The following is a 15444-nucleotide window of genomic DNA, read 5'->3' on the forward strand; positions in this document are numbered from 1 at the left end:
AAAACATACATCGACGGCCAAACAAAAAAGGGATTGAGACATAATTAAATCAATCCAATTTAAAGACGAACAAATAGAATAAATGCGCTAGTATGAATCTCTTGGTTACACCGCTGTTGATTTCCGTGCAAGACTTCTCTTTCCGCTGGCAGCCGATGAGCCTCCTCGTTGCTTACACTCATGCGGGGTCTCACCTATTTCAGAAGTCTTTGTCTTGCCCTCCACTCCGCAGCTAGAAGCACCTAAACAAATGAAATCTACGTTCACCATAAACATGAAAAGATCCGAACGATTCATCGTTCGGATCTTCCTTCAACTAAAATACTTTTATCCCAGCCCCTGCTTTCTTTAGCTGCTATTATTAAATGCCAAATCCAAAAGAAAACAGGATGATCGCAAGTACAAGACCAACAAGCGGCACAATCACCGTCATTGCTGCAACTGATCCATACGCATCTTTATGAGTTTCTCCGCAAATAGAATTAATGGTTGTTACGACATAACCATTATGAGGCAAGGAATCTAGTACTCCAGAGGAAATAGCTACTACGCGATGGAGAGCTTCTGGATTTACACCAGCATCTAGATAGTGAGGTGCTAAAATTGGCAAAGCAATCGCCTGACCTCCTGAAGCCGAACCTGTCATCCCCGCGATAACACTCACGGCAATAGCTCCTCCGATCAACGGACTTCCTGGAATATGCGTCATGGCATCTACAGCCACTCCAAACGCGGGAACAGCCTTAGCAACTCCTCCAAAACCTACGACAGCGGCTGTATTCCCAATAGCAATTAACGCACCCAGCGTTCCTTCTGAAGCTGCATTCCAAAATCCTTTAAAATGCTTTCGGTTCACAATATAAGTGACAATGATCCCGCTTAAAAGTGCGACAATCAGCGCAGATTGCTGAAGTGGCTTATGAAGTGCAAAAGAAATAATGAGCACGACCACAAGCGGAAGCAAACTTAATAAAGGATTAGGAAGAGACTGATTTTCCGTTACTACTGGATCTTTCTCGCGTGATATAAAACGCTCTCCATTTTTAACTGCTTTTGAAATCAAGCGCTTTAACCACCAGTAGCCGAATACAGCCATCACTACTGCTATAACTAAACTAACTTCCCATCCTGCATACGGACTCGTCTTCAAATATTCAATTGGAATCCAGTTTTGGATTTCAGGCGACCCAGCCGAGGTCATCGTAAACGTAACCGAACCAAATGCTAAAGCAGCAGGAATAAACCGCCTCGGCAAATCGGCTTGTTTGAATAAGCTCAAAGCCATTGGATAGACAGAGAATGCTACTACAAACAAACTGACTCCTCCGTATGTCAAGACCGCACAGGCAAGTACAATCGCCAACACTGCTCTTTTCATTCCTAGTTTACTGACAATCCAGCGGGAAACACTATCAGCAGCCCCGCTGTCTTCCATCACTTTTCCAAAGACGGCGCCCAATAGAAACATTAAATACCAAGAAGCAATAAATCCTGTGAAACCAGACATGTAATTTCCAACAAAATTTGCTTCCCCTTCTTTCACCAGCTGTGGAAATAAAGGCATTCCGCTTGTTAACGCAACAACTAAAGCACTGAGCGGACCTGCTATAAATAAATTCATGCCTCTCATCGTTAATACAATGAGCAGCAATAATCCTCCAATTAATCCAATCATACTAAGCATGTTTAGCCCCCCATGAAGTCACATAATTAGAAAACGCTTACATATTTACAGGTATATACTCCTTCCTTTGCTTGTCACGACCCTTACTATATTATTAAAGGAATACTGAAGACATTCCTACGTTTATTAAGCAGTCAAAAATAAAACCATCTCTATTTATTTAGAGATGGTTAACGAACGCTGACGTTTTTCTTTTAATTTATAATCGTATATCCATGTTGTACACATGCTGAATAGCAATAGCCCAATTAATAAATAGCACAGCGTAGACATATTAAACGCATCGAAAATAACGCCTCCAAAGAGAGGACCAATCATTTTACCTGCAGTAGCCATGCTGTTAACTACACCTTGATAAAATCCTTCTTTTCCAGATGGTGCCAATTGACTTGCAACAGCTGGAATGGCTGGCCAAACGAACATTTCTCCAATTGTCAACACAACCATGGCTGTTAAGAACTGCGGAAATGTTGTAGCATTCACCACGATAACAAAAGAAGCCACAAAAATAACCGTTCCAATTAGGACTTGTACTTTTAATGTTTTTGCTACTTTTTGAATGATGGGTACAATCAAAGGCTGACCGACTACAATTAAAATCCCGTTAATCGTCCAAAGCAAACTGTAGCTAGAAAGAGGTATATTCAGCTCACGCGTATGCGTAGCAATCGTTGTTTGCCACTGAACATACGCCACCCAGCATAAGACATACCCCGTACATAAAATAAGAAGAGCAGTCAGCTTCGTTTTATGCCCAATGCTCCCAGCTTCATTAAGGACATTCGTTTGCCCAACTGTAACCGAAATATGGCGATATGAAAAAATAGCAATAAGCAGAAAAATAACGTATAAAATTGTATTAGCTAAGAAAATATACGTAAATGAATAAGACGCTACAATGCCTCCTACCGCGGCGCCAATAGCTACTCCTGCATTTTGAGCAACGTACATCGCATTAAATGCTTTTCTTCCGCCCTGTGGCCAAACGGAACCTGCCATTGCATACATAGATGGAAACACAATACCAGATCCAAACCCTACAACAACCAAGAGAACAACGTATGTAGGCCAACCATGGAAAAACACGAGTCCCACTAATGCAATAAGAGTAATAATAATTCCTGATAAAATGGATTTATATCCTCCGATTTTGTCAAAAAGCGTTCCTCCAAGCAAATTTCCTACTACGCTTGCAGCAGAATTCAGCATAAGAACCACTCCTGCGACGGACAACGACTTTCCTAAATGTTCATTTATATAAATTGTATTGAGAGGCCATAAAAATGAAGCTCCCGTTACGTTTACAAGCATACCAATAATCAAAAACCAAAGTGATTTAGGCATTGATCTCCCCCCTATCTATTCGAATGCCAACGTACATTCTAGTCTTTTCTTAAAGGGTTCGCAATGCTTTTACATATAGACAATTTATTTAAAATTCGCTGACTATTTAAAAAGGTGATTTCACATGACAATATCATGCAAAACCACCTTTTTATCGCTTACTTTTGCTTCGAACGAACCGGCTGTGCACGCTTGCTGTTTCGTGCTTTTAATTCTTTTACCGGATCAAAATCTTTTCCTAGCTCAATGTCATTGCTGTTGATCCCGTTTTTTGTTTTTTGTTCCGGATTATTTTGATTTGAACGCGTTGCCATAAAATCCTCTCCTTAATGCTGAGTTGTGATCAATTTATTTTGCAGCTGCTGAACTTGCAGGCGCATGCGATATAGCTGCTCTCTCTGCTGTGCATTTGCACTGTGAGAAAACTCTTCAATTTCTTTATAAGCATTTTCTAATTTTTCCTGTGCTTTTGTATACTCAGTGTCGTTATAATGTTCTTGCTTCATGCCTTCCTGCAACTGGCCTTGACCAAAGCGAATAGCATCTTCACACTGTTGCATAAGTTGATCCACTGCTTGACGAGTTGTCATTCTCTATTCCTCCTATTCGTTCATTTCTGTCTTATTTTGCGCAACTTTACTTCTCTTTACGACAAGAAGAACCTGTTAAATATAAGCATCCTTAAATTTGTTTGGCACTTTTTCACGTTTTTGATACAATTTGTTGATGTATATTGCATGTAAAAAGGAGGTTGCTGATTTGAGTCAGACAAACCCATTTCCGTATAAATCTGAAAACAAACGTTATCACACCTGGAATTACCACTTACGTAACCACTTTGGCCATAAGGTATTTAAAGTAGCCTTAGATGGAGGATTTGATTGTCCAAACAGAGACGGCACGGTAGCCCACGGCGGCTGTACGTTTTGCAGTGCTGCCGGCTCAGGGGATTTTGCCGGAAACAGAGCGGATGACCTCGTGACGCAATTTAATGAAATCCGTAAAAAAATGCATCATAAATGGAAAGACGGAAAATACGTTGCTTACTTTCAAGCATTTACTAATACTCATGCTCCTGTCGAGGAGCTTCGTGAAAAATATGAAGCCGTCTTAAAGCTTCCTGGAGTTGTTGGGCTTTCTATCGCCACGCGCCCTGACTGTCTCCCGGACGATGTGGTGGAATACTTGGCTGAATTAAATGAACGAACTTATCTATGGGTAGAACTTGGACTGCAAACTGTTCATGAACGAACTTCACTGCTTATTAACCGGGCACACGATCATCAATGCTATGTAGACGGGGTAGCAAAGCTTCGAAAACACGGTATTCGCGTTTGTTCTCACATCATTAATGGTTTGCCTTTAGAAACACCTGATATGATGATGGAAACCGTACGTGAAGTAGCAAAATTAGACGTTCAAGGAATCAAGATTCATCTGCTTCATTTACTAAAAGGAACTCCTATGGTCAAACAGTATGAAAAGGGCCTTGTTGAATTTCTTTCATTTGAAGAATACGTAAAGCTTGTATGCGATCAGCTCGAAGTAATCCCTCCTGAGATGATTGTTCATCGTATTACAGGCGATGGACCGATAGACCTCATGGTTGGACCGATGTGGAGCGTAAATAAGTGGAGCGTATTAAATGCCATTGATCAAGAGCTCCAACATCGTCAAAGCTATCAAGGAAAATATTACGAAAAAGAGTTGATGGAAAGATGAAAATAGAACGTATCCTGCCTTTTGCCCGCACATTGCTCACTAATGCTGTGGCCCAAGGAGATGTCGCGATTGATGCCACAGCAGGAAATGGACATGATACATTGTTCTTAGCTAACTTAGTCGGAGATACAGGTCATGTATATGGATTTGATATTCAACCTCAAGCCATTCAAGCAACTCAACAGCGATTGACAGAATACCATGTAGAAAACAGAGTAACACTTATCCAAGAAAGCCACAGCAATATAAACATGCTTCCTCGTTCTATTAAAGGACGAGTCACGGGCGCTGTCTTTAATTTAGGTTATTTACCAGGTGGAGATAAAGACATTGTCACCACTTCTGAAACAACAATCTCTGCAATTGAGCAGTTACTTGATTTGCTAGCACCTGAAGGAGTGATTGTGCTCGTTATTTATCATGGACACGAACAAGGGAAACAAGAAAGAGACGATTTACTAACGCATGTCCAAAATCTTGATCAAAAAGACGTTCACGTTTTACAATATCGTTTCATGAATCAGCAAAACAACCCTCCCTTCATCATTGCTATTGAAAAAAGATAAGCCGCATATGGCTTATCTTTTTAACATTCGGTACAAGCGTCCGTTGATATAGAAAAAGTAGCTGAGGGCTCCCCCCGCTTTTATTAACCTACGTGCATTCACATGAACATGTTTTTGTGCCCGCACTTTTTGATCCGACAAATAAACGCCCAAGAGTCCTTTATAGATAAAGCAGTGAAAGTGATAATCCGGCAGTTTTTTAGCATATTCGTCCGCTTTTACGACAAAATGCAAAAAGCGATCCATCATTTGCTGATAATGAGGATAATAAAAACAAAAGTTCAAATCTCCTCCTGCTTTATCTTCTTCTTGGTCAATTAAATAATCGAGTAAAATATGTAAGCCTTGAATATAAGGAAAATATCCTGCTTTTATTTTCTGCGTCATTTCTTCGGTCATCTCTTCTTGAAAGCTATAGGCAACTAAACAAAAAATTCCTAACGTTGAACCAGAGCACGCTGAAAATTCATACCACTCCATTTCAGGAACACTGTGCCGGTGAGCATCGAACCAATTCTCTAATCGTGGAACTCTTTCCTTGATTTCAACATGCTTATGTATTTGCAAATCACAATAATAATTAGCTAGTTCTAATAAATGTGAAGAGACTATATGGTAATTACAAGCTTTTCGCAAGGACTGCTGACAAGTCTGGACAAGTCCGGCTAAGTATCCTCCGTCGTCTTTATCCGCTCGAAAACGATAGTAATCCCCAAGAGGTGCATGAGGAGTCAACGCATCTGGCATCGATTCATGTAAGGCGGCAAAATCTTTAGGGTCTAGCGAATTGCTGCGGTCACATAAGTTATCTAAGTAATCGCTGATTGTTTGGTAAGCAACAATAAATTTCACGCATTCAATCATGTTTTCTTTCGCTAAAATCGATAGGATACCGCCTCCTTCACAATGAAAAGTTTTTGTATCGATACTTGCCAATGCTTGAGTACGCAATTCTTTATTAGGAATCTCTTTTGCTCGTTCGCGCCAATGATTAAGCTCATGATGAACGACAGGAAACACTTCTCGATAAATTTTTCTCATTAATGAAATAGGATGAGACGGAATCTTCATTTATTTTCACCTCAATTTCTTACCGCACTTATTAAATGTGAAGATCGACAAAACTTTTCGCATATGTAAAAACGTATTCTCTTTCAGGCTCATTAAAGATTTCGTGATACAGCTGAGACCATTCTTTGTAGATTTTTTCACTTAGCTCTATTTCATCAAACCACTGCCTAACAATCAGCTTTTCAATAATTTTATCTTCTCCTGCCTGCATCACAAGAAGCGGGACATCAGGCAAACGATCGATATCTTTAAAAGCTAAGTTGACAGCTTGGATCAATTCCCGGTACCATCTTACAGAAACTTTTGTAACATACAGTGAATCATTTTCATCTTCATCTCGAACTTCTTGGTTTCTTGTTGCTTTTTCAACAGTGAGACCTAAATCGAAAAGTTTGTTCGGCATGACTTTATTTAACCCTTTAGATAGCATATCTAAATAAGCCGGTACTTGCTCTTTTAATCCTAGACAAGGAGAGGAAAGAATCGCACCCCATATAGGGAGGTTTTTTGTCTGGAGCGTACGAATAACCGCCAGTCCTCCCATACTGTGACCTAACAGGAAAATAGGCAAATCATATTTTTGCGCTTCACGTACCCATTCTTCCACTTCATACACATATTCATCAAAGGATAGGATATGTCCTCTTCTTCTTGTTGTTAAGCCTTGGCCAGGAAGGTCTCCCATAATTACGTGCATTCCAACCGAACGCCACATCTCAATCAGCCAGCGATAGCGTCCGTGATGCTCCGCTGCTCCATGGACCATGACAATAACGCCTTTTGGATTTACTGCTTCCCATTTATGCATTTGAGTTACTCCTTCTTCCTTTTTTTGTTTACCTGCTTAAAAAACCTTTGTACACTTACATTAGAAGATTTACTACTTTTTTTCAACTAATAAAGGGAGATGATTTGATGATTTATCCGTATAAAGAAAAAATGCCTACCATTGCACCCAGCTGCTTCATCGCAGACTATGTCACGATTACTGGAGATGTCACCATTGGTGAAGAAAGCAGCATTTGGTTTAACACTGTTATTAGAGGAGATGTTTCACCTACGATTATTGGTAAACGAGTAAACATACAAGATCAATCAACACTCCATCAAAGCCCAAATGCTCCTTTGCTTATTGAGGATGATGTAACAGTAGGACATCAAGTTATTTTACATAGCTCCATCATCCGCAAACGCGCGCTCATTGGCATGGGTTCTATTATTTTAGACGGTGCGGAAATTGGTGAAGGTGCTTTTATCGGTGCTGGAAGCTTAGTGCCTCCCGGTAAAAAAATACCCCCCAATACTCTCGCACTCGGCCGACCTGCTAAAGTAATCCGCACTCTGACAGAAGAGGATTTAAAAGATATGCAGCGCATTCGTACAGAATATGTAGAAAAAGGGCAGTATTATAAATCTATTAAGAAATCTGATTCTTCATTATAAAGGAAACGTTCCCTCAGAAAGTCATACTGAGGGAATTTTTTTAGTATCTCCACAAACTCTCCAATCATGTTCTATTCTCTCCACAATTGTAAAGAAATTTCCATATTAATTTACATCGTTTTAGTACTGCCTACACAATTAAAGATTAAACTGAATAATAAAGACGTATTTATTGAAAAGGGAGCGACTCTATGAAAGCCAAGTTAATTCAGTATGTATATGATGCCGAATGCCGATTATTCAAAAGCGTAAACCAACATTTTGATCGAAAGCACTTAAATAGATTTTTACGTTTACTAACTCACACTGGCGGAGCCACGTTTACCATTGTGATAGCGTGCTTGCTGCTATTTCTGCATCCTTCATCCGTCGCTTACGCTTGTGCGTTTTCTCTAGCCGTTAGTCATATTCCTGTCGCCATTGCTAAAAAACTATATCCGAGAAAACGACCTTATATTCAATTAAAATATACAAAAGTATTAGAAAATCCCTTAAAAGATCATTCATTTCCGTCTGGGCATACAACAGCTATTTTTTCGTTGGTTACCCCTCTTATGATTGTTTATCCAGCCTTCACTGCCGTTCTTTTGCCTCTTGCAGTAACGGTAGGAATTTCAAGAATTTATCTCGGTCTGCACTATCCGACGGATGTCATGGTAGGCCTGATACTGGGCATCTTTTCAGGTGCTGTGTCACTGAACATATTTTTAACTTAATTGATAGGAGGAGTACTAATGAGAATTGCTTTATTTACGGATACATTTGCTCCAGAAGTTAACGGAGCTGCTAAAACACTTTATCAGTTTACCCAGTATGTCAAATCAAAGCAAATTCCCATCCAGGTATTTGCTCCTGAATTTGCTCATGATCAGTCATTTTCAACGTATGTTCACCGTTCGCCCAGCATGCCGTTTTTCCTTTATCCAAACAGCCGCTTTTCATTGCCAAACGTTCTAAAAATTAAAAAGCAGCTGCAGGAATTCAATCCTTCTATTATTCATTTGGCCACTCCTTTTACAATGGGGCTTTGCGGCTCCTATTACGGGAAAAGATTAGGTTTTCCTCTTGTCGGCTCTTATCATACCAATTTTGCTGATTATTTATCTCACTATGAACTTGAAAAAATGCGTGTACCACTGCAAAAATATATGAAATGGTTTTATAAACCTGTACAAAAAATATTCGCTCCCTCTGAAGTGACCAAACAGCAGCTAGAAGAACAAGGGTTTCACAACGTATCTATTTGGTCGCGAGGAGTAAATCATAAATTATTTCACCCCCACTATGACCGCTTTGATATTCGTATTAAATATAATATTAAAAAGCCCTACATTTTAACGTATGTAGGAAGATTAGCTAAAGAAAAGAACGCTGATTTTTTAATAAAAATCGCACGATCTCTACCGGATCATATCCGCCATCAAATTCACTGGGTTATTGTGGGAGACGGCCCTTTAAAAGAACAAATGCAGCAGCAAGCATCTGAGCATATGACATTTACAGGCTTCCTTGAAGGTAAGCAACTTGCTCATATCTATTCATCATCTGATTTGTTTGTTTTTCCTTCGGAAACAGAAACCTTCGGAAATGTTGTACTGGAGTCTCTTGCTTCTGGAACTCCTGTAGTGGCAGCAAATGCAGGAGGAGTTAAACAGATGGTTCAGCACGGGCGAAACGGCTACCTTTGCAAACCTCACTCCTTAGAAGAATTCAGTTCGGCTATTACAGGTTTACTCGATGATTTGCACCAGCGGCTTCACTTTGGCCATGCAGCGAGACACTATGCTCTTACTCAATCATGGGACGCCATTTTTCAGCATTTGCTTTCAGAATATGAAGGTGTCGTAGAAAAATCTGCTGCAGATATTCAATGGGCATAAAAAAAATCTCCGTTTTCACGGAGATTTTTTTATTATTTAGCTAAAGCTTGAGTTTTTAATGCTTCCGCTTTGTCTGTGAACTCCCAAGGAAGCTCCACGTCCGTACGACCAAAGTGGCCGTAAGCTGCTGTTTGCTTATAAATTGGGCGACGTAAATCAAGCATTTTAATGATGCCCGCTGGACGTAGGTCAAAGTTTTTGCGTACTACGTCTACTAGTACTTCTTCAGAAACTTTTCCTGTACCGAATGTATCAATTGAAATAGATACTGGTTGTGCAACACCAATTGCATATGCTAGTTGTACTTCACATTTATCAGCAAGATCAGCTGCTACAATGTTTTTCGCAACATAACGAGCTGCATAAGCTGCTGAACGGTCTACTTTTGTTGCGTCCTTACCAGAGAATGCACCGCCGCCATGACGAGCATATCCGCCGTAAGTATCAACGATAATTTTACGACCAGTTAAACCAGCATCTCCTTGAGGACCGCCGATTACGAAACGTCCTGTTGGGTTAATGAAATACTTTGTATTTTCATCAATTAACTCGTTTGGAACAACTGGATTAATAACATATTCTTTTAAGTTACGTTGAATTTGCTCTAACGTTACTTCTGGATGATGCTGAGTTGAAATAACAATTGTATCGATGCGAACAGGTTTGTTGTTTTCATCATATTCAACTGTTACTTGTGTTTTACCATCCGGGCGAAGGTAAGGAAGAATTTCTTCTTTACGTACTTCTGTTAGACGGCGAGCAAGTTTATGAGCTAATGAAATTGGAAGAGGCATTAATTCTTTTGTTTCGTTACATGCATAACCAAACATTAAGCCTTGGTCTCCAGCTCCGATTGCTTCGATTTCTTCATCTGACATTTGACCTTCACGTGCTTCTAACGCTTGGTCTACACCAGCAGCGATATCAGCTGACTGCTCGTCGATAGATGTTAATACTGCACAAGTTTCAGCATCAAATCCGTATTTTGCACGAGTATAGCCAATTCCTTTAATTGTTTCACGAACTGTTTTAGGAATATCCACGTAAGTAGAAGTTGTAATTTCACCACTTACTAAAACTAAACCAGTTGTTACGCTTGTTTCACAAGCAACACGAGCATTTGGATCCTTTGCTAGGATAGCATCAAGAATTGAGTCAGAAATTTGGTCACAAATTTTATCGGGATGTCCCTCTGTAACAGATTCTGACGTGAACAGACGACGTTGTGTTGACATCAGTTTTCCTCCTTATAAATACGATACATTGTGATACGGTACTCATTCCCTTATTTTCATTACACGTTAAAAAATATAAAAAAACCTTTCCTTGTATCGAGGAAAGGTATCAAATTCTACATAAGCCTTTCACTCTTATCGATCAAGGTTGTGCCCTTGCATCAGGTTAGCACCTTATCGTCTACACAAAAAAATGACGATGGTTGCTGGGTTTCATAGGGCCTGTCCCTCCACCAGCTCGGGATAAGAGAGTATCCGTTCAAGGACATATAATACATGAAAAAGCGCTTCACTGTCAACAACATTCAAATGGAAATCATCTCTTTATTTTTGAATCTGTTTTAATGTAACATACTCAAATTCCGAAATAGTACACCTTATTAAGAATCATCACTAAGTTTAGTTAATAAGACAGATCAAAATGAGGCTTTCACTTAAAATAGCTTCACTTTTTTCGCTCCTAGCACATATACATGTGTCTAAAATAGGTATAACGTACATTTTTTTATAATACACAAACATTTTTAGTTAAATAGTATAGAATAATTAAATAAATGTGTTATACTAATTATAAATTTCAAACATTAATGAATAAATAATAGCTAAAAAAGGAAGGTAGTGCACATGAGTACTGTTGATATGTCTATCGAATTAAATGGTTTGCTTCAATTAAAAACAACAAAACACCAATTATCTGTTCCACAACTTGTTGAAAAAATTCTAGCTCGACGCGAAGGAACGCTGACTTCTACAGGTGCTGTGTCAGTCGAAACCGGAAAATATACAGGTCGCTCTCCTTTAGATAAATTTATTGTAAGCGATGCTGTGTCTTCAAAAACGGTTGAATGGGGACCTGTCAATCAGCCAATTTCTGCTCAGCGATTCGATGCGCTATACAAAAAAGTCTTAACCCACTTAAAGAAGCAGGATGAACTTTTTGTTTTTAATGGATATGCTGGAGCTGATAAAAAGTATCAGTTACCAATTCAAGTAGTTAATGAATTTGCATGGCACAACCTATTCGCTCAGCAGTTATTCATTCGCCCTTCAGCCGAACAAAAAACAAATGATGATGTGAAGCCGTTTACAATTGTAGCAGCTCCAACGTTCAAAGCTGATCCTGAAACAGACGGGACGAATTCTGAAACCTTCATTATTCTTTCGTTAGAGCGACGCATTGTGCTAATTGGAGGAACTGAATACGCTGGTGAAATGAAAAAATCTATTTTCTCAGTGATGAACTTCTTACTTCCTCAAAACAATATTCTATCCATGCACTGTTCTGCTAACGTAGGAGAAGAAGGTGACGTTGCATTATTCTTTGGTTTATCTGGAACGGGTAAAACAACGCTTTCTGCTGATGCAAACCGTCGTTTAATCGGAGATGACGAGCACGGTTGGTCAAGCTCTGGTGTATTTAATATTGAAGGAGGATGCTACGCGAAGTGCATTCAGCTTTCCGAAGAAAAAGAACCGCAAATCTTCAATGCAATTCGCTTCGGCGCCGTACTGGAAAATGTAGTGTTAAATCAAAATACGAAAGTAGCAGATTACAATGATAATAGTTTAACAGAGAATACTCGTGCCGCTTATTCAATTGACTCTATTGATAATACGGTATTGCCAAGCGTTGCCGGGCACCCTACAGCTATTGTCTTTTTAACTGCTGATGCTTTCGGTGTCTTACCTCCAATCAGCAAGCTTACAAAAGAACAAGCAATGTACCATTTTCTGAGCGGGTACACTAGTAAGTTAGCTGGAACAGAGCGCGGCGTAACATCGCCACAGGCTACTTTCTCTACATGCTTTGGTGAGCCTTTCTTACCTCTTGCTCCAACAACTTATGCAGAAATGCTAGGAAAGAAAATCGATGAACATAATGTAAATGTCTACCTTGTAAATACTGGATGGACCGGCGGTGAATACGGGGTGGGCGAACGAATGAAGTTAAGTTACACTCGAGCTATGGTTCAAGCAGCCCTTGAAGGAGAACTCGCTAATACCGAAACAGTAACAGATACTATTTTTGGTTTATCGATTCCAACTCATGTTCCGGGCGTTCCTGATGAAGTGCTTCAGCCTTCTAAAGCATGGAACGATGCAACAGCTTATAACCAAAAGGCAACTGAGCTTGCTGCTAAATTCAAAGCTAATTTCAAGCGTTTTAACGATGTAGCATCTGACATTTCAACATTAGGCGGACCTAGAGTCTAACTAAAAAACGATCGTCTTATAGACGATCGTTTTTTAGTTAGTCGAATGTAATTTTGTCAGTTCATATGTGATAATGGTTTTTTCCTGCTCCATTTCTACCTTACGCACAACAGCAGTTCCAATACATTCTCCATTTTTCGTTTTGTGAACGTTTAATGGAATATCTAACGGATACAAGCGATATCCTTTTTTCTCAATTTGAAAAATGTTATCCGTTACACGCTTTTCGTTGCCTTTTGTCACAATCATTGTATTTAATTCTAGCGGCATCCCCATTTTTTCTCACTCCTCACTGTTATTCTACTTGTTTTCTCTATCGTAGCATATCTTTTATTGTGCTTTCATCCACTTCGTTAACTTCTTCACCGTTTCTCGGTTTTCTTTTGGGGGAAAAGCATGTGGAAAGTTTTCGAAGTACCAGCTGGTAACTTTTTTATTGGCCTTCTTTAGTTTAGATTCTAGCTGATAGGCATGATCAATCGACACGTTTTTATCTTCTAAACCATGAATAAGCAAGACCGGCGGCTCGACGAGATGAGCACGATGCAAAGGGGTCCTCCATTCGTATCTTTCAGGATATTTAGAAGGAGTTCCTCCAATCACCCGCTTCATCATTCTTCTTAAATCTTCTCTTTCTTCATATGTCAGCACCATATCCGTGACGCCTCCCCATAACACAAGAGAGCGGCTGTCGTTTTTTTCAATAGCTGTGAGTAAAGCCATCACTCCCCCTCTTGAAAACCCAAAAATATGAATGCGGTCATGGTGGACGTTAGGGAGCTGTTTCAGTAAATCGTAAGCAGCAAAAGCATCGTAACGATCATCTCCTGCAAAATCTTCGTTTCCTTCGCCTCCTTGATTTCCCCTGTAGAACGGAGCCATCACAATAAAACCTTGAGAAGCAAATTGAATGAGTCGAGCAGGACGAACCGTTCCTACGTTCTTGATACCTCCCCTTAAGTATAAAAAGCCGTCATACATTCCTTTTTCTTTTGGCTCTGCGAGCATTCCTTTAATCTTAAGTCCTTGACATGCATATGTAATCACCCACAGCGCCACGCGAGGGTTTGATGATGGGAAACGCTGTTTATGAAGAATTGTTCCATCTTTCATTTTTTTCCTCCATTCTTTATATAACTAGCCTGCTTTCTCCCGCTAAGGTGTACTTTCAATTGTTGACTAATAGTTCTTTGATTTTCCACATAGTTATATAGGCACTCACCTTCTTCCACTTCTTTACATACATTATCATAAAATATTTTATTATTTTAAGGGGGTTTGCTTTATGAAACCAATCAAATGGCTTTTTTCTTTGCTTGCTATTATGATTTTACTCATTCCACTAATTAGCTGCGGCAAAACAACATCTGTACAAACGGTTCGTGTTGGCGAAGTAACTCGTTCTATCTTTTATGCTCCCCAGTACGTCGCTATTTCAAAAGGCTTTTTTGAAGAAGAAGGACTAAAGGTAGATTTAAAAACAACGTGGGGCGGAGATAAGACAATGACGTCACTTTTATCTGACGGCATCGACGTCGCCTTAGTCGGCTCGGAAACTTCAATCTACGTATATGCACAGGGGTCTAGTGATCCCGTCATCAACTTTGCACAACTAACCCAAACCGACGGAACATTTCTAGTAGCACGTAAAAAAGTCGATCACTTCTCATGGGATCAGCTTAAAGGCAAAACGTTTCTTGGTCAACGTAAAGGCGGCATGCCGCAAATGGTAGGGGAATATGTGTTGAAACAGCATAATATTGATCCTAAAAAAGATGTAAAACTTGTTCAAAACATTGATTTTGCTAACGTTGCGAATGCTTTTGCTTCTGGTACTGGAGATTACGTTCAATTATTTGAGCCAACGGCTAGTATTTTAGAGAAACAAGGAAAAGGACATATCGTTGCTTCCTTCGGAAAAGAATCAGGAACAGTTCCTTATACAACATTTATGGCCAAAGAAAGCTATTTAAAAGATAACCCTGAAGCAGCAGCTAAATTTACTCGAGCTATTTACAAAGCACAAAAATGGGTGAATACACATAGCACAGATGAAATTGCTGAAGTGGTTGCACCGTATTTCGAAGATACTCCTAAAGAAACGCTGAAAACTGTTATTGACCGCTATAAATCCCAAAAATCTTTTGCAACTAACCCTTTATTAGATCAAAAAGAGTGGGATCATTTGCAAAAAATAATGGATGAATCTGGAGAACTTCCAAGACACATCGATCACAACAAGCTAGTCAACACAAAATTCGCAAAAGATGCAATGAGTGAGTAAT

17 protein-coding genes and 1 riboswitch are annotated in these 15444 nt (G+C 39.6%); of the genes, 7 read left to right on the forward strand and 10 right to left on the reverse strand.

The window, feature by feature from the left end; translation table 11 throughout:
• Positions 1 to 105: 105 nt before the first annotated feature.
• The 5 genes from ACFX4R_RS15995 to ACFX4R_RS16015 form a co-directional block, all read right to left on the reverse strand.
• Positions 106 to 297 carry a hypothetical protein gene (locus ACFX4R_RS15995; RefSeq protein ID WP_034276835.1) on the reverse strand — a complete coding sequence of 64 codons (192 nt, stop codon included), beginning with the start codon at positions 295 to 297 and terminating at the stop codon, positions 106 to 108.
• Positions 298 to 361: 64 nt separating this feature from the next.
• Positions 362 to 1684: a GntP family permease gene (locus ACFX4R_RS16000; protein WP_162215041.1), complete on the reverse strand. Its 1323-nt coding sequence runs from the start codon at positions 1682 to 1684 to the stop codon at positions 362 to 364.
• A 156-nt stretch (positions 1685 to 1840) separates the two neighbouring features.
• Entirely contained in the window at positions 1841 to 3028 is a 1188-nt protein-coding gene (locus tag ACFX4R_RS16005) for an MDR family MFS transporter (protein WP_029319939.1), read from the reverse strand.
• A 158-nt stretch (positions 3029 to 3186) separates the two neighbouring features.
• A complete protein-coding gene (locus tag ACFX4R_RS16010) occupies positions 3187 to 3342 on the reverse strand; it encodes a hypothetical protein (protein WP_013059527.1) in 156 nt (51 codons plus the stop codon).
• A 12-nt stretch (positions 3343 to 3354) separates the two neighbouring features.
• Positions 3355 to 3618: a YtzC family protein gene (locus ACFX4R_RS16015; protein WP_013059528.1), complete on the reverse strand. Its 264-nt coding sequence runs from the start codon at positions 3616 to 3618 to the stop codon at positions 3355 to 3357.
• 169 nt (positions 3619 to 3787) lie between these two features.
• On the opposite strand from ACFX4R_RS16015, the gene mnmL reads away from it, so the two are divergent.
• Positions 3788 to 4750: a tRNA modification radical SAM protein MnmL/YtqA gene (gene mnmL / locus ACFX4R_RS16020; protein ID WP_162215042.1), complete on the forward strand. Its 963-nt coding sequence runs from the start codon at positions 3788 to 3790 to the stop codon at positions 4748 to 4750.
• Positions 4747 to 5316 carry a tRNA 5-(aminomethyl)-2-thiouridylate-methyltransferase MnmM gene (gene mnmM / locus ACFX4R_RS16025; RefSeq protein WP_043975906.1) on the forward strand — a complete coding sequence of 190 codons (570 nt, stop codon included), beginning with the start codon at positions 4747 to 4749 and terminating at the stop codon, positions 5314 to 5316. The genes mnmL and mnmM overlap by 4 nt, the downstream gene beginning before the upstream one ends.
• A gap of 12 nt (positions 5317 to 5328) precedes the next feature.
• Here mnmM and ACFX4R_RS16030 read toward each other — a convergent pair whose 3' ends face one another.
• Both ACFX4R_RS16030 and ACFX4R_RS16035 read right to left on the reverse strand, forming a co-directional pair.
• Positions 5329 to 6387 carry a tetraprenyl-beta-curcumene synthase family protein gene (locus ACFX4R_RS16030; RefSeq protein WP_013059531.1) on the reverse strand — a complete coding sequence of 353 codons (1059 nt, stop codon included), beginning with the start codon at positions 6385 to 6387 and terminating at the stop codon, positions 5329 to 5331.
• Positions 6388 to 6418: 31 nt separating this feature from the next.
• Positions 6419 to 7195, reverse strand: coding sequence for an alpha/beta fold hydrolase (locus ACFX4R_RS16035; protein WP_013059532.1), 777 nt, complete (start codon positions 7193 to 7195; stop codon positions 6419 to 6421).
• Between the two features lie 107 nt (positions 7196 to 7302).
• Here ACFX4R_RS16035 and ACFX4R_RS16040 point away from each other — a divergent pair, with 107 nt between their 5' ends.
• From ACFX4R_RS16040 to ACFX4R_RS16050, 3 genes are all read left to right on the forward strand, one after another.
• Positions 7303 to 7830: a gamma carbonic anhydrase gene (locus tag ACFX4R_RS16040; protein WP_014457969.1), complete on the forward strand. Its 528-nt coding sequence runs from the start codon at positions 7303 to 7305 to the stop codon at positions 7828 to 7830.
• 191 nt (positions 7831 to 8021) lie between these two features.
• Positions 8022 to 8546: a phosphatase PAP2 family protein gene (locus tag ACFX4R_RS16045; protein WP_043975902.1), complete on the forward strand. Its 525-nt coding sequence runs from the start codon at positions 8022 to 8024 to the stop codon at positions 8544 to 8546.
• 18 nt (positions 8547 to 8564) lie between these two features.
• A complete protein-coding gene (locus tag ACFX4R_RS16050; protein ID WP_323617615.1) occupies positions 8565 to 9710 on the forward strand; it encodes a glycosyltransferase family 4 protein in 1146 nt (381 codons plus the stop codon).
• Between the two features lie 32 nt (positions 9711 to 9742).
• On the opposite strand, the gene metK is transcribed toward ACFX4R_RS16050, so the two are convergent.
• A complete protein-coding gene (metK, locus tag ACFX4R_RS16055) occupies positions 9743 to 10945 on the reverse strand; it encodes a methionine adenosyltransferase (protein ID WP_013059536.1) in 1203 nt (400 codons plus the stop codon).
• A gap of 132 nt (positions 10946 to 11077) precedes the next feature.
• Positions 11078 to 11195, reverse strand: a riboswitch (SAM riboswitch).
• Between the two features lie 374 nt (positions 11196 to 11569).
• Between metK and pckA the strand changes: the two genes are divergently transcribed.
• Positions 11570 to 13159, forward strand: a complete 1590-nt coding sequence (gene pckA / locus ACFX4R_RS16060; RefSeq protein WP_043975897.1) for a phosphoenolpyruvate carboxykinase (ATP) — start codon at positions 11570 to 11572, stop codon at positions 13157 to 13159.
• Positions 13160 to 13192: 33 nt separating this feature from the next.
• Here pckA and ACFX4R_RS16065 read toward each other — a convergent pair whose 3' ends face one another.
• Positions 13193 to 13435 carry a DUF2584 domain-containing protein gene (locus ACFX4R_RS16065; protein WP_043975895.1) on the reverse strand — a complete coding sequence of 81 codons (243 nt, stop codon included), beginning with the start codon at positions 13433 to 13435 and terminating at the stop codon, positions 13193 to 13195.
• A 54-nt stretch (positions 13436 to 13489) separates the two neighbouring features.
• Complete coding sequence (locus ACFX4R_RS16070; protein WP_043975893.1) at positions 13490 to 14272, reverse strand: alpha/beta hydrolase family protein; 783 nt, start codon at positions 14270 to 14272, stop codon at positions 13490 to 13492.
• 172 nt (positions 14273 to 14444) lie between these two features.
• Here ACFX4R_RS16070 and ACFX4R_RS16075 point away from each other — a divergent pair, with 172 nt between their 5' ends.
• A complete protein-coding gene (locus ACFX4R_RS16075) occupies positions 14445 to 15443 on the forward strand; it encodes an ABC transporter substrate-binding protein (RefSeq protein WP_043975892.1) in 999 nt (332 codons plus the stop codon).
• Position 15444 lies beyond the last annotated feature (1 nt).

The sequence above is a fragment of the Priestia sp. YIM B13490 genome, assembly GCF_042787735.1.
Lineage (GTDB): Bacteria > Bacillota > Bacilli > Bacillales > Bacillaceae_H > Priestia > Priestia megaterium.